General features: G+C 61.7%; 24 protein-coding genes and 1 pseudogene. 10 read left to right on the top strand and 15 right to left on the bottom strand.

Annotated features, from left to right (window positions below):
* Window positions 1-14: 14 nt before the first annotated feature.
* From trhA to AC27VO_RS07310, 8 genes are all read right to left on the bottom strand, one after another.
* Window positions 15-647, bottom strand: a complete 633-nt coding sequence (gene trhA / locus AC27VO_RS07345) for a PAQR family membrane homeostasis protein TrhA (protein ID WP_488666061.1) — start codon at window positions 645-647, stop codon at window positions 15-17.
* A gap of 101 nt (window positions 648-748) precedes the next feature.
* Complete coding sequence (locus AC27VO_RS07340; protein WP_488666060.1) at window positions 749-1465, bottom strand: hypothetical protein; 717 nt, start codon at window positions 1463-1465, stop codon at window positions 749-751.
* Between the two features lie 69 nt (window positions 1466-1534).
* On the bottom strand, window positions 1535-1888 hold the full coding sequence (locus AC27VO_RS07335) for a hypothetical protein (protein ID WP_488666059.1): 354 nt from the start codon (window positions 1886-1888) through the stop codon (window positions 1535-1537).
* Window positions 1889-2002: 114 nt separating this feature from the next.
* Window positions 2003-2374: a nuclear transport factor 2 family protein gene (locus tag AC27VO_RS07330; protein WP_488666058.1), complete on the bottom strand. Its 372-nt coding sequence runs from the start codon at window positions 2372-2374 to the stop codon at window positions 2003-2005.
* Between the two features lie 189 nt (window positions 2375-2563).
* On the bottom strand, window positions 2564-3019 hold the full coding sequence (gene azu / locus AC27VO_RS07325; protein WP_488666057.1) for an azurin: 456 nt from the start codon (window positions 3017-3019) through the stop codon (window positions 2564-2566).
* Between the two features lie 344 nt (window positions 3020-3363).
* Window positions 3364-3945 carry a plasmid pRiA4b ORF-3 family protein gene (locus AC27VO_RS07320; protein WP_488666056.1) on the bottom strand — a complete coding sequence of 194 codons (582 nt, stop codon included), beginning with the start codon at window positions 3943-3945 and terminating at the stop codon, window positions 3364-3366.
* Between the two features lie 224 nt (window positions 3946-4169).
* The gene (locus AC27VO_RS07315; protein ID WP_488666055.1) at window positions 4170-5141 is read right to left on the bottom strand and encodes a Bug family tripartite tricarboxylate transporter substrate binding protein; all 972 of its coding nucleotides are present in this window, start codon (window positions 5139-5141) and stop codon (window positions 4170-4172) included.
* A gap of 227 nt (window positions 5142-5368) precedes the next feature.
* Window positions 5369-6406: a CDP-6-deoxy-delta-3,4-glucoseen reductase gene (locus tag AC27VO_RS07310; RefSeq protein WP_488666054.1), complete on the bottom strand. Its 1038-nt coding sequence runs from the start codon at window positions 6404-6406 to the stop codon at window positions 5369-5371.
* A gap of 118 nt (window positions 6407-6524) precedes the next feature.
* On the opposite strand from AC27VO_RS07310, the gene AC27VO_RS07305 reads away from it, so the two are divergent.
* On the top strand, window positions 6525-7463 hold the full coding sequence (locus tag AC27VO_RS07305) for an SDR family oxidoreductase (protein WP_488666053.1): 939 nt from the start codon (window positions 6525-6527) through the stop codon (window positions 7461-7463).
* A gap of 28 nt (window positions 7464-7491) precedes the next feature.
* On the opposite strand, the gene AC27VO_RS07300 is transcribed toward AC27VO_RS07305, so the two are convergent.
* Window positions 7492-8007: a DUF4124 domain-containing protein gene (locus AC27VO_RS07300; RefSeq protein ID WP_488666052.1), complete on the bottom strand. Its 516-nt coding sequence runs from the start codon at window positions 8005-8007 to the stop codon at window positions 7492-7494.
* 191 nt (window positions 8008-8198) lie between these two features.
* On the opposite strand from AC27VO_RS07300, the gene ppk2 reads away from it, so the two are divergent.
* Complete coding sequence (gene ppk2 / locus AC27VO_RS07295) at window positions 8199-9350, top strand: polyphosphate kinase 2 (protein WP_488666051.1); 1152 nt, start codon at window positions 8199-8201, stop codon at window positions 9348-9350.
* Between the two features lie 172 nt (window positions 9351-9522).
* Here ppk2 and AC27VO_RS07290 read toward each other — a convergent pair whose 3' ends face one another.
* The gene (locus AC27VO_RS07290) at window positions 9523-10440 is read right to left on the bottom strand and encodes a LysR family transcriptional regulator (protein WP_488666050.1); all 918 of its coding nucleotides are present in this window, start codon (window positions 10438-10440) and stop codon (window positions 9523-9525) included.
* A gap of 108 nt (window positions 10441-10548) precedes the next feature.
* Here AC27VO_RS07290 and AC27VO_RS07285 point away from each other — a divergent pair, with 108 nt between their 5' ends.
* The 3 genes from AC27VO_RS07285 (at window position 10549) to AC27VO_RS07275 (ending at window position 13503) form a co-directional block, all read left to right on the top strand.
* A complete protein-coding gene (locus AC27VO_RS07285) occupies window positions 10549-11211 on the top strand; it encodes an NAD(P)-dependent oxidoreductase (RefSeq protein WP_488666049.1) in 663 nt (220 codons plus the stop codon).
* Between the two features lie 99 nt (window positions 11212-11310).
* Window positions 11311-12207: an MBL fold metallo-hydrolase gene (locus AC27VO_RS07280; protein WP_488666412.1), complete on the top strand. Its 897-nt coding sequence runs from the start codon at window positions 11311-11313 to the stop codon at window positions 12205-12207.
* A 117-nt stretch (window positions 12208-12324) separates the two neighbouring features.
* Window positions 12325-13503, top strand: a complete 1179-nt coding sequence (locus tag AC27VO_RS07275; RefSeq protein WP_488666048.1) for a sugar transporter — start codon at window positions 12325-12327, stop codon at window positions 13501-13503.
* Window positions 13504-13582: 79 nt separating this feature from the next.
* On the opposite strand, the gene ppsR is transcribed toward AC27VO_RS07275, so the two are convergent.
* Window positions 13583-14416 carry a posphoenolpyruvate synthetase regulatory kinase/phosphorylase PpsR gene (gene ppsR, locus AC27VO_RS07270; RefSeq protein ID WP_488666047.1) on the bottom strand — a complete coding sequence of 278 codons (834 nt, stop codon included), beginning with the start codon at window positions 14414-14416 and terminating at the stop codon, window positions 13583-13585.
* Window positions 14417-14634: 218 nt separating this feature from the next.
* Between ppsR and ppsA the strand changes: the two genes are divergently transcribed.
* The 4 genes from ppsA to AC27VO_RS07250 all read left to right on the top strand — a co-directional run bounded on the left by ppsA (window position 14635) and on the right by AC27VO_RS07250 (window position 20087).
* Window positions 14635-17025, top strand: coding sequence for a phosphoenolpyruvate synthase (gene ppsA, locus AC27VO_RS07265; RefSeq protein ID WP_488666046.1), 2391 nt, complete (start codon window positions 14635-14637; stop codon window positions 17023-17025).
* Window positions 17026-17109: 84 nt separating this feature from the next.
* Window positions 17110-17337 (top strand): DUF4212 domain-containing protein, encoded by a 228-nt coding sequence (locus tag AC27VO_RS07260; protein ID WP_488666411.1) that lies wholly within the window; start codon window positions 17110-17112, stop codon window positions 17335-17337.
* 29 nt (window positions 17338-17366) lie between these two features.
* Entirely contained in the window at window positions 17367-19457 is a 2091-nt protein-coding gene (locus AC27VO_RS07255) for a VC_2705 family sodium/solute symporter (RefSeq protein WP_488666045.1), read from the top strand.
* A gap of 183 nt (window positions 19458-19640) precedes the next feature.
* Complete coding sequence (locus AC27VO_RS07250) at window positions 19641-20087, top strand: hypothetical protein (protein WP_488666044.1); 447 nt, start codon at window positions 19641-19643, stop codon at window positions 20085-20087.
* 105 nt (window positions 20088-20192) lie between these two features.
* Here AC27VO_RS07250 and AC27VO_RS07245 read toward each other — a convergent pair whose 3' ends face one another.
* From AC27VO_RS07245 to AC27VO_RS07235, 3 genes and pseudogenes are all read right to left on the bottom strand, one after another.
* The gene (locus AC27VO_RS07245) at window positions 20193-20546 is read right to left on the bottom strand and encodes an FKBP-type peptidyl-prolyl cis-trans isomerase (RefSeq protein WP_488666410.1); all 354 of its coding nucleotides are present in this window, start codon (window positions 20544-20546) and stop codon (window positions 20193-20195) included.
* Window positions 20541-20885 (bottom strand): annotated as a pseudogene (locus AC27VO_RS07240) (FKBP-type peptidyl-prolyl cis-trans isomerase); the annotation flags it as partial. The pseudogene AC27VO_RS07240 and the gene AC27VO_RS07245, both read right to left, overlap by 6 nt.
* A 95-nt stretch (window positions 20886-20980) precedes the next feature.
* Window positions 20981-21286 carry a winged helix-turn-helix transcriptional regulator gene (locus AC27VO_RS07235; protein ID WP_191722908.1) on the bottom strand — a complete coding sequence of 102 codons (306 nt, stop codon included), beginning with the start codon at window positions 21284-21286 and terminating at the stop codon, window positions 20981-20983.
* Between the two features lie 328 nt (window positions 21287-21614).
* Between AC27VO_RS07235 and AC27VO_RS07230 the strand changes: the two genes are divergently transcribed.
* Window positions 21615-22853 carry a CaiB/BaiF CoA transferase family protein gene (locus AC27VO_RS07230; RefSeq protein ID WP_488666043.1) on the top strand — a complete coding sequence of 413 codons (1239 nt, stop codon included), beginning with the start codon at window positions 21615-21617 and terminating at the stop codon, window positions 22851-22853.
* Window positions 22854-23017: 164 nt separating this feature from the next.
* Here AC27VO_RS07230 and rpoD read toward each other — a convergent pair whose 3' ends face one another.
* Window positions 23018-25501: an RNA polymerase sigma factor RpoD gene (gene rpoD, locus AC27VO_RS07225; RefSeq protein ID WP_488666042.1), complete on the bottom strand. Its 2484-nt coding sequence runs from the start codon at window positions 25499-25501 to the stop codon at window positions 23018-23020.
* Between the last annotated feature and the right edge of the window lie 258 nt (window positions 25502-25759).

Genomic DNA, 25759 nt, shown 5'->3' with positions numbered 1-25759 from the left:
GCTAGGGCGGTGTGTCAGTCCAGCGGCGCGGGCAGCACATAGCCCACGATGGTGATGAAGTGCAGCAAGCTGCCGCCGATCACAAACAAGTGCCAGATGCCGTGAAAGTGGCGCACCCGCGTGTCCAGCACAAAAAACACAACGCCAATGCTGTAGAGCAGGCCGCCAGCGGCCAGCCAGACAAAGCCCGCCGTGCCCAGGGCCTGCAGCAGCGGCCCGGTAGCAACCAGTACCACCCAGCCCATCACGGCGTAGATCACCAAAGACAGCACACGGGCCTCGCTGCGCGGCTTGATTTCTTGCAGCATACCGATCAGCGCCAGCCCCCAGATCACGCCAAACAGGCTCCAGCCCCAGGCCCCGCGCAGACTGATGAGGCAAAACGGCGTGTAGCTGCCCGCAATCATCAGGTAGATGCTCAGGTGGTCGCACTTTTGCCAGATGCGTTTGGCGCGGCCGCGCACGCTGTGGTAGGTAGTAGAGATGGCATACAGCAGCACCAGCGCACCGCCGTAGATGCTGACACTGGTGATGGCCTGCGCATCCGCACGCAAGCTGGCCAGCACGATCAGCCAGACAGCCCCCGTCAGTGCCAGCAGGGCACCGACCAAATGGGTCCAGGCGTTGAAGCGTTCACCGTGATACATGCTGCTTATGGTGGGGACGATGTCACTGCTTGCAAGCCAGAACAAGGCAAGCAAAAGTGTCAGCGAGCGGCGCGGCCCGTTGGCGCACGCATGGGTAAGGGCTAGCTGTTCTGGCTCCAGCGGTAGTTGGTCGTTATGCCCTGGGCGTCCGTCAGCGTGAAATGTTGGGCGTCATGGATGCGCAGTTGAATGTGCTGCTCGCCGGTCGATGCGCTGCCGTCATAGTGTTCCCAGGCCACGGTAGCCAGGATGCAGCCATCGACCAGCGCTTGCATCTGGCACAAGAAACTGATGCCCCAAGGGGTTTGCCAGACCGGCTCGCCCATGACATCGAGCCACTCCAGTTGGGTCATCTGGGGCGTCGCCGGGCCTTGCGCGAAGTAGTGACCCGGCTGCAGGGGTTCGGGCCAGAAGCGCACCTCGGGCGCGGCTTCTGCCGCGTGCAGCACATACCGGTTCGCCCGGCCTTGGGCATCGCACAGTGTGAAGCGGGTGTCGCTGTCGATCTGCAGCCACAAGGTGTTGGCGCGCAGCGTGCCACCGCCGTCGTCCCACTCCACCTGCCAGCACTCCCACCACTGGTTGCCGTGCTGCACACGCGCAGTGCTGCGCACATAGCCCGAACTGCCATCGCTGGCCAGACCGGGGGCTCCTGCCCAGCGGCACAGGTGCAGCGTCTGCCATTGCGGCAGCGCGCAGTTATCAAAGTCACTGCGGTACTCGCCGGGCGGCAGCATGCCGGGCCAGCTGGGTGGGGACGTGGGGGTGGTTGGTGTGTCCAGCAACAGATGCAGTGCGGCAAAGTGTTCGGTATGCATGGCCGCAGTGTACGCAGGGGCGGGCGAGCGGTAGGCGGCCGCGCACCGCCGCTGCCTGTTGGCGTGCTTTTACAGCGCGATGGCCAGCAGATCGCTTTCCACGCAGATGCCGTTGTCCAGACCTGCACGCACCAAAAAGCCTTCGTCCAGTGCCACGAGCTGGGCGCTTTCGACGTTGAAGCCTTCATTGCCTTGGGCCGTCTTGAAGCTGAAGTAGCCGCGCACAGGCAGCTCGGCTGCGCATTCCATGTCGATGGCAGCGTGCTGTTCGGTCAGCCACTGGCGTGCCGATTGCAGGGTGGCGGCCACGGGCAGGCAGTCGGCAGGAATGTCGATGTGGGCGCTGCGGGTGACGTCGTCACCGCTCAGACCGTCGATGTCGCCGATGGTGAAAAATGCAACTGCAAAGCTTTGCTGGCTCATGGTGAAAGTTTTTTGCTATCAAAAAAAGTGCATTGTGCGCGCTGCTGCAAATGCTTTGAGCCAGTAGGGTATGAAGTGCAGTGCGCACCAGGCGCCAGGCACTGCACGCGATGTTTACTGCGGCTGGGCGTGGAAGGCCTTGTTGGCAATCTTCCAGCCGTGCTCCGTTTTGAGCAACACAAAGTAGTCGGTGAAGGTGACGCTGCCGTGCACCAGGGTGACTTTGGCCATGGCCGAGGTGCCGGTGATGTCCAGCCAGTCAATGCTGCGCCGGCGCGTGGCCTCGTCGGGGGCGGGGGTGTTGCGAAAGCGCTGGCAGTAAAAGTCCAGGTCCCAGGAGGTCAACGGCCCCTCGCGCACGCTCTCCAGGCGCGCGGTGGGCAAAAAGGCGGCGCGCATGTGTGCGGCGTTGTCTTCGGCGTGGCCGCGCAGGTACAGCTCCAGGGGAATGCGTGCGGCGCTGTCTTCGGGGTGGGTGTGCGGCATGCAGCGGCTCCGGATAGGGTTGGGCAAAAGCTGTCGCATGCTAGCGGGGCGCGCCGGGCCGATTGCATGTGCGCAGGTCACAGGTGTTTCACCAGCGGCGCTGCGTGCGCCCAAAACAAAAGCCCCGGCCATGGGCACGGGGCTTGAGGTGGGCTGCCGGGCGAGCGCCGCGGCAGCTGCGTGGGCGTATTAAGCGCCCAGCTTCAGGGCGCCCTTCATGATGAAGGAGTGGCCAGGGAAGGAGCAGAAGTAGGTGTAGTCGGTGCCAGCCTTGAGCTTGGCCACGTCGATCACGACCTGGGTCGATTCACCACCGCCAACGACCTTGGTGTGAGCGATCACGCGGGTGTCGCCAGCCTTCACGTAGTCGGCAGCAGCGCCAGCCTTCATGCCGTCCGCAGCGGTGGCGGTGGCATCAGCGGCGGTGGTCAGCACCAGGTTGTGGCCCATGGAGGACTTGGGCATCTTGCCCACGTGCTTGAGGGTGACGGTGTAGTTCTTGCAGGCCTTGGGCACTTCAATGTTCTTCACATTGAATTGCATCTGGTCATTGCCTTCGACGGTCACAGCGCAGTCCGCAGCCATGGCGGGGGCAGCCACTCCAGCAGTAGCCAACAGAGCGAGCGTCATCAAAGTCTTTTTCATAGCGCGAATCCTTCCGAATCAATCTGGGTGAAGTGAGAGGTGCTCGGCAGTTACCAGCCTTAGACCGGGTCTAACTGAACTGTCCAGTTGGGCCTCATTGTGACCTTGAATTTTCAGTGTTTTGTGAAATTAAAGAAATGCATACAGCGCTTGCGTGCTTTTTGCATGCAGGCATGACGCGGATCAATAAATCGGCGTCCGGTGAACGGGCTGGCAGGGCAGTTTTTATCAAAAAAAGAGCAGCTTTCGCTGATTTTTCAATGACTTATCGATAGTTTGTCTATGGAAGCCTTGGTGAATAAGCGCTGGCTGCTCTGGTTTTGAGAGAAGGCGACAGGCAAGCCTTAGGACAAGACCGCTTCTGGCTTGCTGGCCATGGGGGCGGTGCCGCGCAGCAGTGCCAGCGAGTGCAGGCGCGCCTGCGCACGTTGCAGGTCAAACTGCTTGGCATCAAAGCCGGTGGCAGCGGTCTCGGGCGCTGCCAGCAAGGCATTCAAGCCTGCAATACCGCCGCAGTCTTCGGGGGGGCAAGCATTGCGCCCGCCCAGGCACATGGGCAGGCTGTGCAGCGCCGCATCGCTGCCAACAGCGGCCAAGGCCTCCAGCTTGATGCGGTGCAGCCAGTGATCGCCAAAGTCGTACAGATAGCGCACGGCCAGGGCCTGGCCTTGCAGCAACTGACCCAGCGTGTAGCGGCGCGCATCCATGGTGGGATCTTCGGGCGTGTCTGCATCGGGCTGGCCGTAGCGCTGGCCCGCAATTTCAAACTCATACAGGTGGCGGTTCTGCCAGCCCATTACGGCCTGGATGGCGCGGTGCAGCTGCGCCAGGGTAATCGAATCTGCTACGACGAGGCGGCGCCAGACGGCGGGCTTGGTATCGCACAGCTGAATATGCAGTTGGTAGCTGCTGCGGGTTTTGGTCATGGGGTAGTCTCCTCCCAGTGGCAATCACAGTTCTGCGGCGTGCGCAGTTATTTCATGCCCATGTTTTAGCGCAGCTCGCATGGACGTGTGGCGGGTGCGGGTAAGTACTGGCTCTGCGGGTGCAGGGGATTTGGCCGTATGGCTGAAGCCATCGGCAATTTATGGTTGGCGTAAAAAAGGCACCCGAAGGTGCCTGTGAAAGTAGCAATCGATGCGGGCGATGCTCAGTCCACGCTGGCGCCCGAGGCTTTCACCACGGGCTCGTACTTGCTGCGCTCAGCGGCCATGAAGCTGTCGAACTGCTTGCTGGTGGTGGGCACAGGCTCGGCCATCAGGGCGGCAAAGCGCTTTTGTGTTTCGGGGTCCTTGAGCGCCGTGGTGAAGGCATTGTTCAGATCGGCCACCACGTCGGCAGGGGTGCCAGCGGGCGCCACCAGGCCCCACCACGTATCAATGGCAAAGCCCTTGATGTTCTTGGACAGTGGAGGCACGCCAGGCAGCAGCGGGCTTTCGCTCAGGGTGGTCACAGCCAGGGCCTTGAGCTTGCCGGACTTGATGTTGGCAGAGGCAGCGGCCAGGTTGTCGATGTTGAAGTCCACTTCACCGGCCAGCAGGGCCAGCTGTGCGGGGCTGGCACCGCGGTAGGGAATGTGCACGGCGGTGAAGTCCAGCCCTTGCTTGAACATTTCACCAGCCAGGTGGCCGGCGCTGCCGTTACCGCCGCTGCCATAGCTCAGACGGCCAGGGTGGGCCTTGCCGTAGGCCACGAGGTCGGCCACGGAATTGATCTTCAGTTCCTTGGCGCGGTCGGCATTGACCACCAGGACATTGGGCACGCGCACCATCTGGGTCACGCCGACAAAGTCCTTGTTCGCATCAAAGGGCAGCTTTTTGTACAGCCAGGGGTTGACGGCGTGGGTGGCCACGGCAGCCAGGCCAATGGTCTTGCCATCGGGTGCAGCCTTGGCAATGGCGTCAACGCCGATATTGCCGCCCGCACCGGGCTTGTTTTCCACAATCACGGTGCCCAGCGTTTCGCGCACACGTTCGGCCAGGGCGCGGGATGTCACATCCAGCGGGCCGCCAGGGGCGTAAGGCACGATCAGGCGAATGGGCTGCTCAGCAGCTTGGGCCAGGGGAGATGCCATTGCAGCAGCAAAGGCCACGGAGGTCAGCAGGATGTTTCGACGGTTCATGCAGGATATTGTGCAAGATTCGTGTGTGGGGACTACGTGCACCCCCTTGTTTTGAATTTTTCATGCGCGTTTTATGTTTTTTGTCTATGAATAGTGTTGCTTGCTTGTTAAATGTGCATTTTTGATGCGCTCTACACCCAAGAAGACTTGCTGTCCAGCAGAGGGTTTTGTAAGTTTACGTAAAAAAAGCCGCACAAGGCGGCTGGGCAGGGGTAGTGGGCGGTGGCTTACTTGTCGGCAGCGCTGGTGAACGCATCGGCAAAGAAGGCCTCTTCAGGCAGGCCGCGCTGGCTGGTATAGCTGGTGCGTGCGGAGTCGACCACGATGGGCGCGCCACAGGCGTAGACCTCGTGCCCCGAGAGATCGGCAAAGTCATCCAGCACCGCCTGGTGCACGTAGCCGGTGCGGCCTGTCCAGTGGTCTTCGGGCTGGGCGTCCGAGACCACGGGCACATACCGCAGATGGGGCATGTGGGTGGTCAGCTCCTGCAGCCAGGCATCGCGGTACAGGTCCTCAGGGCGGCGGCCACCCCAGTACAGACTGACCGGGCGGGTGTTGCCCTGGTGCTGCATGTGGGTCAGCAAGCTTTGGATGGGGGCAAAGCCCGTGCCGGAGGCCAGAAACACCAGCGGCTTGTTCGAGTCTTCACGCAGAAAGAAGCTGCCAAACGGGCCTTCGGCGCGCAGGATTTCCTTTTCCTTCATGGCACCAAACACGTGGTCGGTGAACACGCCGCCAGGCATGTGGCGGATGTGCAGCTCCAGCCCCGGGGCGCTGTCTTGCACGTGGGGGGCCGTGGCGATGGAGTAGGCGCGGCGTGTGCCGTCGCGCAAGACAAACTCAATGAACTGGCCCGCAAAGTACTTGAACACATTGTTGGCGGGCAGTTGCAGCTGCACGCGCATGACATCGTGGGAGAGTTTGTCCAATGCGGCCACGCGCACCGGCATTTTCTTGACGGGGAAGGTCGTGCCATCAGTGACCTGGCGCGATTCCAGCACCACGTCGCTGTGGGCGGTGGCGCGGCAGGTCAGCACCATGCCATCGGCCAGCTCCTGGGGCGTCAGCGCCTTGTCGGAATAGCTGTCATGCGTGACCTCGCCGCTGAGCTTTTTGCACTTGCACGAACCGCACGCCCCATCCTTGCAACCGTAGGGCAGGCCCACGCCCGCACTGATGGCTGCGGCCAAAATGGTCTCGCTGTCGGACGCGGCAAACTGGCGTCCACTGGGCTGAACGGTGATCTGGAAGGCGGGGGTGCTCATCTTCTGGCTATCCTTGGCGTTTTGTAGTGTCCGCACCCGTCGCCTTGCAAAGCTACAAAGGCAATGGGCCGCTTGCGGCGGCCCGGTGCGTGACAGTATTCAATGGGGATGATCGATTTTGCCTGTAAACCAATTCCCTCATCGCGCTTTGCCAGCGCGTTTTCGGCGCACCCGCGTGCTTATCGTCGGCTGTGGTGACGTGGGTCTGCGCGTGGCCAAGACCTTGCAAAGCAGTGCGGGGGCAACAGCGCAACGTGGCCCGCGTGTGCTGGCGCTGACTTCACAGGCCGACAAGCTGCCCGCGCTGCGGCAGTTGGGCATCACCCCCTTGCTGGGGAATCTGGACGATGTGCGCAGCCTGCGCCGCTTGCGCGGCCTGGCCCAGCGTGTGGTGCACATGGCGCCGCCGCCCGGCCAAGGGGCTGTGGACACACGCACCGCCCATCTGGTGCAGGTGCTGCGCCAGGGGCGACTGCCACAGGCGCTGGTGTATGGGTCGACCACTGGCGTGTATGGCGACAGCGGTGGCGCGTGGCTGGATGAAACGCGGGCTGTGCAGCCCGGCACCGACCGCGCACGCCGCAGGGTGGATGCCGAGCAGCGGCTGCGGCGCTTTGGAAAAGAGAGCGGCTTGCGTATACAGATTCTGCGTATTCCGGGGATTTATGCCCCGGACCGTGAGGGCGGTACGCCGCGCAACCGTCTGCTCAAAGGCCTGCCCGTGCTACAGGCTGCGGACGATGTCTTTACCAACCACATCCATGCCGACGATCTGGCCCGCATTGCCGTGGCTGCACTGTGGCGCGGCAAGCCGCAGCGCGCCTACCACGCCAGTGACGACAGCATGCTGCGGATGGGCGAGTACTTTGATCTGGCGGCCGATCTGTACGGCCTGCCGCGCCCACCGCGTGTGACGCGGCAGGAGGCGCAGCGCACGCTGCCACCCATGATGCTGAGCTTCATGGGTGAATCACGCCGCTTGCGCAACACCCGCATCAAGCAGGAGCTGCGCGTGCAACTGCGCTACCCGACGGTGCGCGAGGGGCTGCAACCCTGATGGTGGGATGCCCTGTGGCGCTTGCGCTTCAGGGGCGGCCCCAGGTGTTGCCCTTGCCGTCGTAGCACTTGAACACATTGCAGTTGTAGCCCGGTGCCTGCGGGTTGGGGCCCGGCGGCAGGGGGGCGGGGGGGCGCACATGTGGTGGCCGCGGTGGGTAAAACGGCACGTAGCTGGGCTCTGTGCTGGTGCTAGGCGGCACCTGCACGATGACGGGGGCGGGCGGTGGGGCCGGGCGCCGTGCTGCCTGCGCAGCGGCGCGTGCCGCTTCGGCCTGCTGCTGCGCGGCATCGCGCTCAGCCAGGCGTTCTTGCTCGGCCTTTCTGTGCTCCAGCGCTTGCTGGTACTGCGCATCTTGCTGCGCTTTTTCAGACTCGCTTTGGCGCGGCACCACTTCTTTGATGGCCTTGCTGTGTGGGCAGGCGGTGTTGGTATAGGTCACATGGCCCTGGGCATCTTCGCAACGCAGCACCTGGGCGCTGCTGATGCCGGGGGCGCAGACCAGCGCCAGCCAGAGGGCGCAAAGTGGGCGTTCATAGGTCATGGCAATAAGTCCCTTGGTGCAGATAGCTGAACTCTGTGATTCGGTGGGTGCCCGGGCAAGGGCGAAGGTCCAGGGCGCTTGTCAGGTTCCTGCGCAGGCGCTGGTCGGCCAATGGTATCTTTGTCGCTGCATCTGATGTTTTTTCGCGGTCGTGTGGCCACCACAGGCGCGTGCCGCAAGGAGTTTTGCGTATGGTCGATCAATCCCCCCCCAGCTCGAACAAGAAGAACCCCGAAGCACCGACCGAACACGGTCGGCGCAAAGCCCAAGCGGGCGATGTGGCCGTGGGCACGAACGTCAAATCGATTGAGAAGTTCGTCGCCGGTCAAGCCACGCAGGCCGCACAAAAGCGCCGCGTGGCGGCCGTGATGGACGTGCTGGACCAGCCGGGCAGCGACAAAGAACGCGCCAAGGCGCTGCGCGCACTGATTGAAGGCTCGGACCCCGAAGACCAGAAAGCCCTGCGCAGGGCGCTGAACAAGCTCGACGGCAACCGGCCTGATCCCAAGTTGAACCCCGATGACGAGCTGAGCAAAGACTGGAAAGACGGTGGCTACCCCTATGCCAACCTGCTGCGCCGCTCGGTGTACGAAAAGGAAAAATTCCGCCTGCAGGTTGAGTTGCTGAAGCTGCAAGCCTGGGTCAAGGAGACGGGCCAGCGCGTGTGCATCATCTTTGAAGGTCGTGATGCGGCGGGCAAGGGCGGCACCATCAAGCGTTTCATGGAACACCTGAACCCCCGTGGTGCGCGGGTGGTGGCGCTGGAAAAACCCTCGGCCAGCGAGCAGGGACAGTGGTACTTTCAGCGCTATGTGCAGCACCTGCCGACGGCCGGTGAGATCGTGCTGTTTGACCGCAGCTGGTACAACCGCGCCGGGGTCGAACGCGTGATGGGTTTTTGCACCGATGCGCAGTACCGTCAGTTTATGCAGGATGCGCCGCAGTTTGAGCGCATGCTGGTCAACAGCGGGGTGCACGTCATCAAGTTCTGGTTCAGCGTCAGCCGCAAGGAGCAGCGCCGCCGCTTCAAGGAGCGCGAGACCCACCCGCTCAAGCAGTGGAAGCTCTCGCCCATTGACCAGGCGTCGCTCGACAAATGGGACGACTACACGCGTGCCAAGGAGGCCATGTTCTTTGAAACCGACACGGCCGATGCACCGTGGACGGTGGTCAAGAGCGACTGCAAGAAGCGCGCGCGCCTGAATGCCATTCGCTATGTGCTGGCCAAGCTGCCCTATACCAACCGCGAGCTGAACAAGGTGGGGCGGCTGGATGCGCTGATTGTGGGGCGTGCTTCGGCCATTTATGAGCGCGGTGAAAAACAGGAAGATAAAAAATCATGAAAAAGGCTGCTAGCCCTTGCTGTGCAAGCGCTGGCAGCTCCTGAATTTCATGGGCGCAAGCGCCCAACAAGCAGCGGCCATGGGTACGCTGCTTTTTTTTATGCCCGTGGTGTGCGTCAGCAGCTGTGGTGCAGGGCGGGCCGATGGGCTGCCGTGCGCTGCGTCAACTGTGTCAGCCGCTGTGCGTGCCGCGCGCCACAGCCAGGTAGGCCTGCAGCTCTTGAATGGCCTGGCGCACCTTGGCAGGCTGGGCATCGCGCTGGGGGGTGACGGCCCAGATGTCGAGGTGTCCCATCTCCCACTCGGGCAGCAGCCGCACCAACAGGCCGTGCTGCACAGCGCTGGCCACATCCAGGGCGGACAGCAGGGCCACGCCCAGCCCTGCCTCGCACAGCTGCTGCACGGCACCTTGGTGGTTGCTGACGATGTGGGGGCTGGCATGCAGGGCATAGGTCTCGCCCGTTGCGGTGTGCTGCGCGGGCACATGCACGGTGGCGGCGGGGTCGTGGCGGCTCAAGGTCAGCCAGGGGGCTTGGGCCAGCTGGGCCGGGTGCTGCAGCGGGCTACTCTGGGCGCGCAACCACGCGGGGGCGGCGCACAGCCAGTTCGGGGTGCGGGCCAGTTTGCGTGCGGCAAAGCTGGAGTCGGCCTGCGGGCCAAAGCGCAGGGCCAGGTCGACGCGGGCCTGGATCAGGTCGATCGGGGCATCGTCCAGCAGCAGGCGCAGGCGCAGCTGTGGAAAGCGCGCCAGCCACGCGCCCAGCGCAGGGGCCGCATGGCGGGCAAAACCCACCGGGGCGGCCAGGCGCAGCTCGCCACTGGGGTCCTGGTGCTCGGCGGCCAGCTCGGCACGTGCGCGCTCGGCGGCAGCGGTCATGGTGGCGCACTGCGCGTAAAAGCGCTGGCCCGCATCGGTCAGGGCCATTTGCCGGGTGGAGCGGTGCAGCAAGGTGACGCCGCCTTCGCGCTCCAGCTGGCGCAGGTGCTGGCTGACGGCCGAGGGGCTCATCCCCAGCGCCCGGGCGGCTGCGGTGAGGGAGCCGTGCTGCACCACGGCGGCAAATACGGCCATGCGTTTGAGATCATCCATCGCTATATTGTGAAGTATGACTTCAAAGTGTTGGCGAAAAATCGATGGTTTATGCAGTTTTTAAACGCCTAAGCTGACGGTATTCGTTTTTCAACACAAGGAGTTGTCATGCAAGTTGCTTTGATCGGTGCTACAGGTTTTGTCGGTGCAGCCTTGCTGCAGGAGTTGCTGCAGCGCGGCCACAGCGTGGTGGCCTTGGTGCGCGACCCGGCCAAGCTCGCCGCACAGCCCGGGCTGCGCGTGGTGCAGGCCGATGTGATGGATGCCGCAGCGGTGGCCCAAGCCGTGCATGGCAGCGATGCCGTGCTCAGCGCCTACAACGCGGGCTGGGCCAATCCCAACATCTATGACGACTTCATGCGCGGCTCGCGTGCCATTGTTCAGGGGCTGAAGGCCGCAGGCGTGGCGCGTTATCTGGTGGTCGGGGGCGCAGGCAGCCTGTATGCCGCGCCTGGCGTGCAGATTGTGGACACGCCCGCATTTCCTGCGGCGATCTTCCCCGGTGCCTCGGCGGCGCGTGACATGCTCACAGAGTTGCAGCAAGAGCACACCCTGGATTGGACGCTGCTCAGCCCGGCCGTGGGCTTCCATGTGGGATCGGCAGCGCAAAGCCAGGGGCGTACCGGCCACTACCGCACCGGCGGTGATACCCCGCTGATGCAGGCCGATGGTCAGCCCGGTGACATTTCGGCGCAGGACCTGGCCGTGGCGCTGGTGGATGCGCTGGAGCAGGGCAGCCATGCGCGTGCCCGTTTTACCGTGGCCTATTGAAGCCGCCGCACATTCCCAACACCACTTCCGGTCCTGGAGGCTGCTGACCGTGGTAGCACGCCAAACCCCATGACCGACCAGAACCGAAAGGACGCAATGATGTTCAACCGACGCACGTTTTTACAGACCGCAGTGGCCGCCAGCGCCCTGCCCATGGCCGCCATGCAAGGCGCGCAGGCGCAGCGCGCACCGCTGCAGTGGCAGCACTTTCCGGCCGATGCCGCAGGCTTTTCTCGCGCGCCGGTGCTGCTCAGTGCTGCCAAGGAAGCGGTGTTGATTGACGGGGGCTTTCGCTTGTCCGATGGGCGGGCGCTGGCGGCGTCGATTGTGGCCACGGGCAAGCAACTGACCACGATCTACATCAGCCAAAGCGATCCGGACTATTACTTTGGCCTGGCGCCGGTGCTGCAAGCCTTCCCGCAAGCCCGCGTGCTGGCGGCGCCGGAGACGGTGGCGGCGATTGCTGCCAATGTGGACAAGAAACTGGCGGTATGGGGCCCACAACTGCAAAGCGACGGGCCACAGCGCCGCGAAGACGTGGTGTTTGCCCAGCCGCTGGAGGCGTCCAGCCTCATGCTGGAAGGGCAACGCATCGAGATTGTGGCGGCGCAGGGCATGCCCAATCGGCGCTACCTGTGGGTGCCGGACTTGCAGGCCATCATGGGCGGCGTGCTGGTGTTTGCCGGCTTGCACGTGTGGACGGCAGACACCCCATCGGCCAGTGCCCGCGAGGCCTGGCGCAGCAATCTGGACGCCATGCTTGCGCGCCAACCGCAGCACGTGGTGCCCGGTCACATGGCGGCTGGCAGTGCGCTGGATGCCTCGGCCATTCGTTTCACCCGCGACTACCTGCAGGCCTTTGAGCAGGCACGCAGCCAGGCCCGTGACAGCGCCGAGCTGGTGGCGGCCATGCTGCAGCGCTACCCGGATTTGGGCGGCAAAGACTCCCTGACCCTGGGTGCCAAGGTAGTGATGGGTGAGATGGCCTGGGGCTGATGCCCCTGCGCACAGCACTGGGGCAGGGGGGCGGGCGCAAGCGCCCCTGCCTGCTGCCACAATGGCGGCTGAGCGACCTGATGCGTTGCACTTCGACTGTTCCTCTGTGCTTTTTCTGTGAAAACTTCCACTTCTGACTTACGTGCCTGGCTGAGCGTGTGCGCTCTGGCGCTGGGCGCTTTTATCTTCAACACCAGTGAATTTGTGCCCGTGGGCATGCTCAGTGACATTGGCGCCAGCTTTGGCATGCCGACCGAGCATGTGGGCCTGATGCTGACCATTTACGCCTGGGTGGTGGCGCTGGCTTCGCTGCCGTTCATGCTGCTCACGCGCAAGATCGAGCGGCGCAGGCTGCTGATGGGCGTGTTTGCGTTGTTCATCATCAGCCACGTGGTCTCGGGCATGGCCAGCAGCTTCGAGATGCTGGTGGCCAGCCGCCTGGGGGTGGCGCTGTCGCATGCGGTGTTCTGGTCGATCACGGCGGCGCTGGCGGTGCGTGTGGCGCCCGCCGGAAAGAAGGCGCAGGCCCTGAGCCTGCTGGCCACGGGCACCACGCTCGCCATGGTCATGGGTATCCCCCTGGGGCGGGTGGTAGGCGACTGGCTGGGCTGGCGCACCACGTTCTGGGCCATTGGGGCGCTGGCCGTCGTTGTGATGGGCGCGTTGGCACGGTTGCTGCCGCTGCTGCCCAGTGAGAACGCAGGCTCGGCCTCCAGCATTCCGTTGCTGCTGCGTCGCCCGGCACTGATGGCAATTTATGCGCTGCTGATTTTGGTGGTGACCGCGCAATTCACGGTCTACAGCTATATCGAGCCCTTTGTGCAGCAGGTGGCCGGCCTGAGCGCCCATGTCACCACCTTGGTGCTGCTGCTGTTTGGCGGGATGGGCATCATGGGTAGCGTGCTGTTCAGTGCCTATGGCGCGCGCTTCCCCTGGGGATTTCTGCGCGTCTCGATTGGAGGTATGGCCGCCAGCTTGCTGCTGTTGCTGCCCGCCAGCCAGTACGAAGCGACGCTGTACCTGCAGTGCGTGGTCTGGGGCAGCGCCATGATGTGCATGGTGCTGGCGCTGCAGGCCAAGGTACTGGCACTGGCGCACGATGCGACCGATGTGGGCATGTCCCTGTTCTCGGGCATCTTCAACATCGGTATCGGTGCGGGGGCGCTGCTGGGCAGTCAGGTGAGCTTGGGTGCTGGTATGCAGCACATTGGCTGGGTGGGCGGGGTGCTGGCCACGCTGGCCTTGCTCTGGTGCATTTATGCGCAACGCCGCTGGGGACAGCGCCCCGGAGTTTAAAAAAACTCATAAAAAAATAGCTGCCAGCGCTGGATACATCAGCGCTGACAGCTATTTTTATGCTTAAAGCCTCGCGGTTTTAGCCGTGCAGACCCACGCCCAGGCGGTGGGGCAGCACTTCTTGCAAGATGGTGGTGGAGATTTCTTCGATCGATTTGGTGGTGGTGGACAGCCAGTTCACCCCGGCGCGGCGCATCATGGCTTCGGCCTCGTGCACCTCGTTGCGGCAGTTTTCCAGGCTGGCGTAGCGCGAGTTGGGGCGGCGTTCGTTGCGGATGCTGGACAGGCGCACCGGGTCAATCGTCAGACCAAACAGCTTTTTCTTGATGGGCTCCAGCGCTGGTGGCAGCTTTTTGCGCTCGAAGTCTTCCGGAATCAGGGGGTAGTTGGCCACTTTCAGGCCAAATTGCATGGCCAGGTACAGGCTGGTCGGGGTCTTGCCCGAGCGGCTCACACCGATCAACACCACATCTGCGCCGGTCAGGTCGTGGTTGGTCTGGCCATCATCGTGGGCCAGCGTGTAGTTGATGGCCTCCATGCGGTCCAGATATTCCTTGCTCTGGCTGATGTCCGAAAAACGGCCCACACGGTGCTGGCTTTTCAGACCCAGCTCGTCTTCCAGCGGTTTGACGAAAGTGCCAAACATGTCCATCAACAGGCCCTTGCAGCCTTCGTTGATCACCGCCACCACCTCTTGGTTGACTAACGTGCTGAAAACGATGGGTTTTTTACCTTCTACTTCACCGGTGTGGTTGATCTGGCGCACGGCCTGGTGGGCCTTGTCCACGGTGTCCACAAAGGGGATGCGCACGATGCGGGGTTTGATGTCGAACTGGGTCATCAAAGCGGTGCCAAAAGTTTCAGCAGTGATGCCAGTGCCATCAGAAATTACGTATACGGTGCGCGAGTGCATGGGCCAACAATTCCATTCAAGTCAAACACCCAAGCTTGCAGCGAGATTGCCAAGCCGGGACTAGAATGACGCCCATTATTCCCAATTTCGCTCGCGTGCAACGTGATGACCGACAACCAGAACAACGAAGTTGTCATTACCAAGCATGTGGGACAGCCAGCAGGTGCGCTTGAAGGGCGGCCGCTGGGGCATGTCGGTTTTTAACTTTGGAGCTTCCCATGTCTAACCGTTTCGAAGCGACCGCTTTGGTCGTGCCTTTCGAAAACTTGCGTATGAGCGACGTTGAGGTTGTTGGCGGTAAAAACGCCTCCCTCGGCGAAATGATTTCCCAGCTGCCCCAGGGCGTGCGCGTGCCCACAGGCTTTGCCACCACCGCCCACGCTTTCCGCGACTTCCTGGCCTATGAAGGCTTGGCTGACAAGATTTCCGCCAAGCTCAAGGCCCTGGATGTGGACGACGTCCGCGCACTGGCCGCTGTGGGCGCCGAAATCCGCGCCATGGTGGAAGCACAGCCTTTCCCTGCCGACCTGGAAAAGGCCATCCGCGAAGCATTTATCACGCTGCAAGGTGGCAACGAAGCCGCTTCGTTCGCCGTGCGCTCCTCTGCCACCGCAGAAGACCTGCCTGACGCTTCGTTCGCCGGCCAGCAAGAAACCTTCCTGAACGTGGTCGGCATCGAAGACGTGCTGCACAAGATGAAGGAAGTGTTCGCGTCGCTGTACAACGACCGCGCCATTTCTTACCGCGTGCACAAGGGCTTTGAACACGACGTAGTGGCCTTGTCCGCTGGCGTGCAGCGCATGGTGCGTTCCGACTTGGGCGCTGCCGGCGTGATGTTCACCATCGACACCGAATCGGGTTTTGAAGAAGTGGTGTTCATCACTTCCAGCTATGGCCTGGGCGAAACCGTGGTGCAAGGCGCCGTGAACCCCGACGAGTTCTACGTGCACAAGCCCATGCTCAAGGCTGGCAAGAGCGCGCTGATCCGCCGCAACCTGGGCTCCAAGCTGATCCAGATGGTGTTCTCGACCGCCGAAGAAAAAGCGGCTTCCGGTAAGCTGGTCAAGACCACCGATGTGGCCCCTGAGCTGCGCAATCGCTACTCGCTGACCGACGCTGACGTGCAAGAGCTGGCCAAGTACGCGCTGGTGATCGAAGAGCACTATGGCCGTCCCATGGACATCGAGTGGGGCAAGGATGGCACTGACGGCCACCTGTACATCCTGCAAGCACGTCCTGAAACGGTGAAGAGCCAGTCCAAGGGCCAGGCAGAGCTGCGTTACAAGCTCAAGGGTACGGGTAACGTGCTGGCCGAAGGCCGCGCGATTGGTCAAAAGATTGGTACCGGCCCCGTGCGTCTGGTGTCTGACATCTCGCAAATGGACCAGGTGCAAGCCGGCGATGTGCTGGTGACCGACATGACCGACCCCAACTGGGAACCCGTCATGAAGAAGGCATCGGCCATTGTCACCAACCGTGGTGGCCGTACCTGCCACGCTGCGATCATCGCGCGTGAGTTGGGTATCCCTGCTGTGGTGGGCTGCGGCGACGCGACTGCGCGCCTGAAGGACGGCACCCTGGTGACCGTGTCCTGCGCCGAAGGCGACACCGGCAAGATCTATGACGGTCTGATCGAGACCGAAGTGACCGAAGTGACTCGCGGTGAAATGCCCGAGATCGACACCAAGATCATGATGAATGTGGGTAACCCCCAGCTGGCCTTTGACTTTGCCCAGCTGCCTAACCAAGGTGTGGGTCTGGCCCGCCTGGAGTTCATCATAAATAACAACATTGGTGTGCACCCCAAGGCCATCCTGGACTACCCAGCGGTTGACCCAGACTTGAAGAAGGCTGTGGAATCCGTGGCCCGTGGCCATGCATCCCCCCGTGCTTTCTACGTGGACAAGGTCGCCGAAGGCGTGGCCACCATTGCCGCGGCTTTCTGGCCCAAGCCTGTGATCGTGCGTATGTCGGACTTCAAGTCCAACGAATACCGCAAGCTGATCGGTGGCAGCCGCTACGAGCCTGAGGAAGAGAACCCGATGCTGGGCTTCCGCGGTGCGGCACGTTACATCTCCGAAGACTTCGGCGAAGCCTTCAAGATGGAATGCGAAGCCCTGCGCCGCGTGCGTGAAGACATGGGTCTGACCAACGTGCAGATCATGATTCCTTTCGTACGTACGCTCAAGCAAGCTGAGCGCGTGACCACCATGTTGGGCGAAAACGGCCTCAAGCGCGGTGAGAACGAGCTGAAGTTGATCATGATGTGCGAAGTGCCTTCCAACGCCATCTTGGCCGAAGAGTTCCTCGAGTTCTTTGACGGCTTCTCGATTGGCTCGAACGACTTGACACAGCTGACGCTGGGTCTGGACCGTGACTCCGGTCTGGAACTGCTGGCCCAAGACTTCGACGAGCGCGATCCTGCGGTCAAGAAGATGCTCGAGCGCGCCATTTCGGCTTGCTTGGCACAAGGCAAGTACGTCGGTATCTGCGGCCAAGGCCCTTCCGACCACCCTGACTTCGCCAAGTGGTTGGCTGACAAGGGCATTGTGTCGATCTCGCTGAACCCCGATACGGTGATCGACACCTGGCAAAACCTGGCAGGTTAATTCACCTGCAATGAAAGGCCTGTGATGCAGTTTTCGGACAACGAGGTGCATGACAGGTCTTCACCCACTGCAAACGGGGGGCAGATGCCGCCCGACTTGCACGACACACACCACCTGTGGCTCAAGGCAGTTTTGCTGGCAGTCTGGGTGGTGTCTTCATTTGGGGTGGTGTTTTTTGCGCGGGACTTGCAGGCATGGGTGCAAGGCTGGCAGCTGGGCTACTGGATGGCCGCCCAAGGGGCAGTCCTGATGTTCATGCTGATCGCGCTGGTTTACTGTGTGGTGATGGATATGCTCGAGCGCTCCGCCTAGTGGCAGCGCCGCCTTCTTTCCCTTCACCCATGCCTATTGCTCCCGGCACCCGTGCCGTTTTACCGTCACGTGCGCGTGCCTACCAGTGGCGCATCCACCGCCTGGTGGGGCTGTACTGCCTGTGCGTGCTGGCTTTTCTGCTGTTGATGACCTGGGCCGAAGAGCGCGGGCTGCCGCGCCAGTGGATTGGGCCGATCTTTTTGTTTGTGCCGGTGATGGTGTATGCCGGTATCGGGGTGTGGAGTCGCACCAGCGATGCGGATGAGTACTACGTTGCTGGCCGCCGCATTCCGCCCATGTACAACGGCATGGCGGCCGCTGCCGACTGGATGAGCGCGGCCTCCTTTATCAGTCTGTCTGGGGCGCTGTACCTGCAGGGCTTTGGCGGCAGCAGCGGCCAGCCTGGTGGGCTGGCCTATCTGCTGGGCTGGACAGGGGGCTTTTGCCTGGTGGCCATGCTGGTTGCACCGCATCTGCGGGCCATGAATCTCTACACACTGCCTGATTTTTTTCAGGTGCGATTTGGCGGGCACTGGCCGCGCTCGATTGCCGCATTGGCGTCGGTGGTGTGCTCGTTCACCTATGTGGTGGCGCAGATTTACGGGGTGGGGCTGATTGCTTCACGCCTGACCGGCGTGCAGTTTGAAATTGGCATCATGCTGGGCCTGGGCGGCGTGTTGCTGTGCTCGTTCTTGGGGGGGATGCGCGCGGTCACCTGGACGCAGGTAGCGCAATACGTGGTGATTTTGCTCGCGTTTTTGATACCGGTGTCCTGGTTGGCGTACAAGCAGCTGGGCAATCCGGTGGCGGCCGTGGCCTATGCCAGTCAGCTGCAGAAAATTGCCGAACTGGAGGAGCAACTGCTGGCCTCGCCCCATGAGTTGTCGGTGCGGCAAACCTACAGCGAGCGGGCCGACTTGCTGGAGGCCAAGCTGCAGGATGTGCCCCTGGCGCTGGAGCGCGACCGCCTGGTGCTGCACGAGCGATTGCGCTATCTGCGCTCCATCAACAGCGATGTGGGGCAGATTGCGGCGGTCAGCCGTGAGTATGCGAATTTGCCGCGCAGCCCGCAGGTGGCCGAGCAGCAGTGGCGCCAGCAGTTGCAGGACTACCGCGAGCGTGCCAAGCCCCTGTCGGGTTTGCCGCGCCACAGCCAGCCGTTTGGCGGCGACCCGGATGGCACGCCCCAGGAGCGCCAGCAGTTCAACGACGAGCGCAACAACTTCATGGCGCTGATGTTCTGCCTGATGCTGGGCACGGCGGGCCTACCGCATTTGCTCACGCGCTACTACACCGTGCCTTCGGTATCCGGCGCACGCACGTCTGTGGCATGGACGCTGTTTTTCATCGCCGTGCTCTACCTGACGGCGCCAGCGCTGGCCGCGCTGATCAAGCTGGAGGTCATGAACAACCTGGTGGGGGTGCGCTTTGATGAGCTGCCTAGCTGGATTGCCCAGTGGGCGCGGGTCGATGCCTCGCTGCTGTCGGTCGAAGACGTCAACCGCGATGGCATTTTGCAGTTTGGCGAGCTGCGCCTGGGCGCGGATCTGATCATGCTGGCCACCCCTGAAATCGGCGGCCTGCCGTATGTGATTGCCGGGTTGGTGGCTGCAGGTGGGCTGGCGGCGGCGTTGTCCACGGCCGATGGTTTGCTGCTCACCATCAGCAGTGCGCTGGTGCGTGATGTGTATGTGAGCGCCAGGGTGCACAAAACTTCGCCTGAGCAGCGGGTGATTCTGTCCAAATTTGTGCTCATGGCCGTGGCCTTGGTGGCCGCCTGGGTGGCTGGCCAGCGTTCTTCCGACATCTTGCCGATGGTGGCTGCCTCGTTCTCGCTGGCGGCTTCGGCGCTGGTGCCCGTCATGGTGCTGGGCATCTTCTGGCGCGGTGTCACGCGCTACGGCGCGGTCGCCGGCATGCTGGCAGGGCTGGGCATCACGGCGTATTACATGCTGTCGCACAGCAAATGGGTACAGCACACGGTGCCGCAAATCTTGCTGGCCGATGGCCTGTGGTGGGGCCTGCAGCCGATCTCGGCCGGGGTTTTTGGTGTGTTGCTGGGCGTGCTGGTGACGGTTGTCGTCAGTGTGTTGACACCGCACGCCTATCAAAAAAAGTAGCTGCTAGCGCTTGGCTTTGAATGGTTTCAACATAAAAGTATTTTGAAATGCACATATTTCATGCGCTATGCGCTCATGAAATAGGAGTGATGAAGCGTTGCCTCAACATGGATTGCCCCAATGCGACGCGACGGCGATGTATGTCATGCTGCCCAATAGATACAAGATGCAGGAGGTGGCGGTATGGGAGTGCTATTGATCAAAACGCCAGAGGGCCAGCTGGCCTTCAAAGAGCGCAGCGTGCAGTTGGCGGGCAAGCTGCGTTCGGCCTTTTTGCTGTTTGATGGGCAACGCACGGTGCAGGATGTGCTGGCTGCGACCCAGGGGTTGGGCGTGACGCTGGACGATATCGAGGCCATGGCGCAGGCCGGGCTGCTCAGCGATGTGACGCCTGCCGCACCCGGGTTGGCGCCAGCGGCCCTGTCAGATCGCTCGCCGCAAGAGCGCTACCGCGATGCCTATCCGCTGGCTGTGGGGCTGACGGGCAAGCTGGGCTTGTCGGGCTTTCGGCTGAATCTGGCGGTGGAGGCAGCCACCAGCTACGAAGCACTGTCCCAGGTGGCCCCGAAAATCAAGGAAGTTGTCGGGCCTGTGGCCTATGCCCCGCTGGAGCGGGCGCTGTTCGGCTGAGCGCAGCACAGCCTGTTCACCATAAAAAACGGCCTGTCTCAGACAGGCCGTTGTGCTTATGTTGCAGCCATTGCGCAAGGGCTGCGATAACTGCTGCGACTGGGGTTAAACCGCCAGCAGCTCCACGTCAAACTTCAGCGTGGCGTTACCTGGAATCACGCCGCCTGCACCGCGTGCGCCGTAACCCATTTCTGGGGGGATGATCAGGGTGCGCTTGCCGCCCACCTTCATGCCTTGCACGCCCTTGTCCCAGCCCTTGATGACCATGCCTGCGCCCAGCTGGAACACAAAGGGGTCATTGCGGTCTTTGCTGGAATCGAACTTGGCGCCTTGCACACCGTCCTTGTACAGCCAGCCGGTGTAGTGCACGGTCACGCGTGCGCCGCGGGTGGCTTCAGCACCTTCGCCCAAGACGGTGTCTTCGATTTGCAGCACGGGCGCAGACTTGGTGCCCAGCAGTTCGACTTCAAACTTCAATGTGGCGTGGGGAGGAATCACGCCGCCAGCACCATGGGCGCCGTAGCCCAGCTCTGCGGGGATGATCAGGGTGCGCTTGCCGCCCACCTTCATGCCTTGCACGCCTTCGTCCCAGCCACGGATTACCATGCCGTCGTCCAGTGTGAATTCGAAAGGCTCGCGGCGGTCTTTGCTGGAGTCAAACTTGGCGCCTTGCTCGCCGTCCTGGTACAGCCAGCCGGTGTAGTGCACCTTGACGTCAGCGCCGCTGATCGCTTCGGCACCTGTGCCGACAACGACGTCTTCGTATTGCAGGCCGGAGGCAGTGGTGGTCAGTGCCATGGAATATGTCCTTGTTCAAAGGTCTCAAAGAAAAACAGGCACCCAAGGTGCCTGTGTGATTGCCGCAAGCGTGCTGCGGCAGGCAAGTGCCTAGATTACTTCTTCGCGCGTGCGGCTGCCCAGCGTGTGGCAAAAGCCTGCAGATCGCTCAGGCGCTTGAGCAGGTCCTGGCCCGAAGGGGTAACGGTGTAGCCGTCGTTGCCATGTTCCATCAAACCTTCTTCACGCAATTCCTTGATACGGGTGTTCAAGGTATTGGGGGTGATGCCGCCCACGCTGTCTTGCAGCAAACGGAAGGTTTGGGGGTGACCATCACGCAGTGCCCACAGCACGCGCAGTGCATAGCGGCGCTCGAGTTTTTCGAGCAACTGGTTGATGGCGGCGTTTTCCTTAGAGCTCATGGACGCTTCTCCTTGCGCTGAGATGGGGGATGGATCTGACGCAATCTGCATCGATCCAAGCTGGTTTGACTATAGCTTTGAATCTTGTCTGCTACAAGTTTAGTAGCTCGTGGCGCAGAATCGCTAGGCTGTAAAGCCCAAAAATCGTCAAAAAAACTGCTTTTGTTGTAGCGCTGCCACGTTCCGGAGGCTGGGTGTTCACCTTCGGGGATGGGCGGATTGCCCAAAACATCGGGAGGCAGGCCCAGCGGGCTTCCTAGAATCATTGCTACAAAGGGGAAACCCTTGGCTGCCCGTGCAGGCCGCTGTTTGATGAATTTTTACCGCTATGACCGACACCGCCGCTTCTGACCTACCCCCTTGCTCCGCCCCTGCCACCACCAAGACTTTGCCGCTGCAAGGCATTCGGGTGGTCGAGTTCAGTCACATGGTCATGGGGCCGGCTTGTGGCATGGTGCTGGCGGATCTGGGGGCAGAGGTGATCAAGGTGGAGCCTGTGACCGGCGATCTCACACGGCACCTGCTGGGGGCGGGCGCGGGCTTTTTCCCCATGTTCAACCGCAACAAGAAAAGCATTGCCATCGACCTGCGCAGTGCCGAAGGCTTGCAAGCCGCCATCCGCCTGGCATCGACGGCCGATGTGGTGCTGCAGAACTTCAAGCCCGGTGTGATGAAAAAGTACGGCCTGGACTACGCCCACCTGTCGCAGTTGAACCCTGGCCTGATCTATGTGAACCACACCGGTTTTCTGCCCGGCCCCTATGAGCACCGCACTGCCCTGGATGAAGTGGTGCAGATGATGGGTGGGCTGGCCTATATGACGGGCCGCCCTGGCGATCCACTGCGCGCCGGCACCAGCGTGAACGACATCATGGGTGGCATGTTTGGTGCCATTGGCGCCCTGGCGGCGCTGATGCAGCGCAACCAGACCGGCAAGGGCCAGGAAATTGATTCGGCCCTGTTTGAGAACAATGTGTTCCTTGTGGGCCAGCACATGATGCAGTACGCCGTCACCGGGCAGCCTGCGGCACCCATGCCCGAACGTATTTCGTCCTGGGGCCTGTATGACGTCTTCAGCGTGCAGGACGATGCACAGATCTTCTTGGCGGCCGTGAGCGACGCGCAGTGGCGCACCTTCTGCAGTGCCATGGGCTTTGAGGACATGGCCAGCGATCCGGCCTTGCAAACCAACAACGACCGTGTGCGCGCACGCGGCACCATGTTGCCGGAGCTGCGCAAGCGCCTGGCAGGTTTCAGTGCTGAGCATCTGGCCCAGGTGTTTGAAGCACACCAGCTGCCTTATGCGCCCATTTCACGGCCTGAGCAGTTGTTTGAAGACCCGCACTTGCTGGCCACAGGGGGCTTGGCCGATGTGCAGCTCAGCGATGGCGAGCGTGCGGGCAATACGGCCAAAACCACGCTGCTGCCCATCCGCATGGATGGTGAGCGCCTGGGTGTGCGCAGCAATCCCCCCAAGCAGGGCGAGCACACACAGGCCCTGCTGCAGTCGCTGGGTTATGCCGACGCCGAGATTGCGGCCTTGCTGCAAGCGCAGGCGATTGCTTGACAGGTGTTTTGGCTGTCTAGCCCTTATCCAGCCTGCGCTGGTTGCTATGGAAGTCATGTGAAGCCAGAAAAAAGGAGACCCCAGGGTCTCCTTTTTTTGGCCATAGCCACTGAGCGCGGCTGCCGCTTGCTGCCACCATGGGCAGCTTGCGGGCAGTGCAGGCGTTACAGCGAATCGATAAAGCTGCGCAGCTTGTCGGAGCGCGAAGGGTGCTTGAGCTTGCGCAGCGCCTTGGCTTCGATCTGGCGAATACGCTCGCGCGTCACGTCGAACTGCTTGCCCACTTCTTCCAGTGTGTGGTCGGTGGACATTTCGATACCGAAGCGCATGCGCAGCACCTTGGCTTCGCGGGGGGTCAGGCCATCCAGAATGTCCTTGACCACATCGCGCAGACCTGCTTGCATCGCAGCTTCGATAGGTGCGGTGTTGGCCGAGTCTTCGATGAAGTCGCCCAAGTGGCTGTCGTCATCATCACCAATTGGCGTTTCCATCGAGATGGGTTCCTTGGCGATCTTCATGATCTTGCGGATCTTGTCCTCAGGAATTTCCATCTTCTCAGCCAGGATGGACGCATCGGGCTCAAAACCAAACTCTTGCAAGTGCTGGCGCGAGATGCGGTTCATCTTGTTTATGGTCTCGATCATGTGCACAGGGATACGGATCGTGCGGGCCTGGTCCGCGATGGAGCGGGTAATGGCCTGGCGAATCCACCATGTGGCGTAGGTCGAGAACTTGTAGCCGCGGCGGTATTCAAACTTGTCCACGGCCTTCATCAAACCGATGTTGCCTTCCTGGATCAAGTCCAGGAACTGCAGACCACGGTTGGTGTACTTCTTGGCAATCGAGATCACCAGGCGCAAGTTGGCCTCGATCATCTCTTTCTTGGCAAAGCGGCTGTTGCGCTCGCCTTCGTTCATGCGCTTGTTGATGCTCTTCAACTCTTCCAGCGGCACGACGACGCGCGCTTGCAGGTCGATCAGGTTTTGCTGCAGCTCTTGCACGGGAGGAATATTGCGCGAGAGCACATTGCTCCAGGGCTTGCCTGCGGCAGCGTGCTCTTCCACCCACTTCAGGTTCAGCAGGTTCGGTGGGAATTCCTTGATGAAGGTTTCCTGGGGCATGCGGCACTTGTCCACGATGATCTTGCGCAGCTCACGCTCTTTCTTGCGCACATCATCCACCTGGCCACGCACCAGATCGCACAGCTTTTCAATGGTCTTAGCGGTGAAGCGGATGGTCATCAGCTCTTCAGTGATGGCCTTCTGCACCTTGTTATAGGTGGCAGATCCCCAGCCGTCCTTGTCGTAGGCCTTGCGCAGCTTTTCAAACTGATCGGCAATGCGGTCAAAGCGCGACAGGGCTTCATTCTTGAGCTCTTCGAGCTTCTTGGTCAGCGCCTTGGAGCCGCCCTTGCCGTCGTCGTCGTCCTCTTCGTCGTATTCGTCGAAGTCTTCTTCGGCCACGTAGTCATCGTTTTCATTGGCGTTCACAAAGCCGTCAACGATGGTGGAGATGACGACCTTACCTTCGCGGATTTCCGCGGCCATGCCCAGCACTTCGGCGATGGTGGCAGGGGAAGCGGAGATCGCTTCCATCATGTCCATCAAACCGCCTTCGATGCGCTTGGCAATTTCAATTTCGCCTTCGCGGGTCAGCAGCTCCACAGTACCCATTTCACGCATGTACATACGCACGGGGTCGGTGGTGCGGCCGAATTCCGAGTCCACGGTCGACAAAGCGGCTTCCGCTTCTTCTTCCGCTTCTTCTTCGGTCGTTGCAGACTGGCCGGTGTTGTTCAGCAGCAGGGTTTCGGCGTCGGGCGTTTGCTCGTACACCGCCACACCCATGTCGTTCAACATGGAGACGACGACTTCCAGCGTTTCGGCATCGACCAGCTTATCGGGCAAGTGGTCGTTGATTTCGGCGTGGGTCAGGTAACCGCGTGTCTTACCCAGCTTGATCAGCATCTTCAGACGCTGGCGGCGGGTGTTCAATTCGTCTTCGGTCAGAACGGTTTCGTCCAGGCCGAATTCCTTCATCAAGGCGCGTTCTTTGGCCTTGCTGATCTTCATGCGCAGTGGCTTGGCCTTTTCGGTCGTGCCCGTCTCTACGGTCTCGACTTCCGCTTCGGGCTCTGCCTCGGCTTCGGTATCTGCGTCCATGTCGGCGTCAAAGTCGCCCAGGTCTTCGTCGTCGCCAGACTCTTCCTTGGCCTTGGGCTTGCGGCCGCGCTTGGCCGGGGCCTTGGCTTCCGCAGCAGGCTTGGCCGCTTTCTTGGCCGCAGGCTTTTTGGCAGCGGGCTCGGCCACTTCTGCGTCTTCGTTCTTGGCGGCTACGGCCTTTTTGGCAGCAGGCTTCTTGGCAGCAGGCGCATCTTCAGCGTCGGCTTTCTTTTTGCCACGCTTGGGTGTGGATTCAGCCAGCAGCGCATCGGCCATGGCTTTGAGTTCGGCTTGGGACAGGGTCGCCATATCAGAATCTTTCTTGGAAGCGACTGCCTTTTTGGCAGCGGGCTTCTTCACGGCCGCAGGTGCAGCCTTGGCTGCAGGCGCTTTGGCGCTGGCAGCAGCCGTGGTTTTGGAAGTTTTGGGCTTCGCGGTAGCGTCGGGCGCCTGCTTGGACTTCTTCGCGGACTTTGCAACGGGCATGAAAACCTCTTGGTCAAAAGCGAACACACAAAGGGAAAACGCAAGCGCCACCTAACCCGGCGCGTCAGCGTGCGCAAAAAAATGCAGCACGCGCGGGAGCGAAAAGCTCCCAAGGCAAGATGTCTGGGCGATCATTTGGTGTGCAGTCCTTGCGGATATTGGGCGAGCAATTGCTGCTCAACACGTGATTCCATCACGGTGCCCGGGCCGGAGGTGCTGCTGTCGCTCTTGCCGATGAACTGTTTAATTATAGCGTTC

It is taken from the genome of Comamonas sp. 14P8.1.4 (assembly GCF_057799285.1).
The sequence above is the reverse complement of the archived record's forward strand: the minus strand, read 5'-3'. Positions and strand labels throughout refer to the sequence as shown.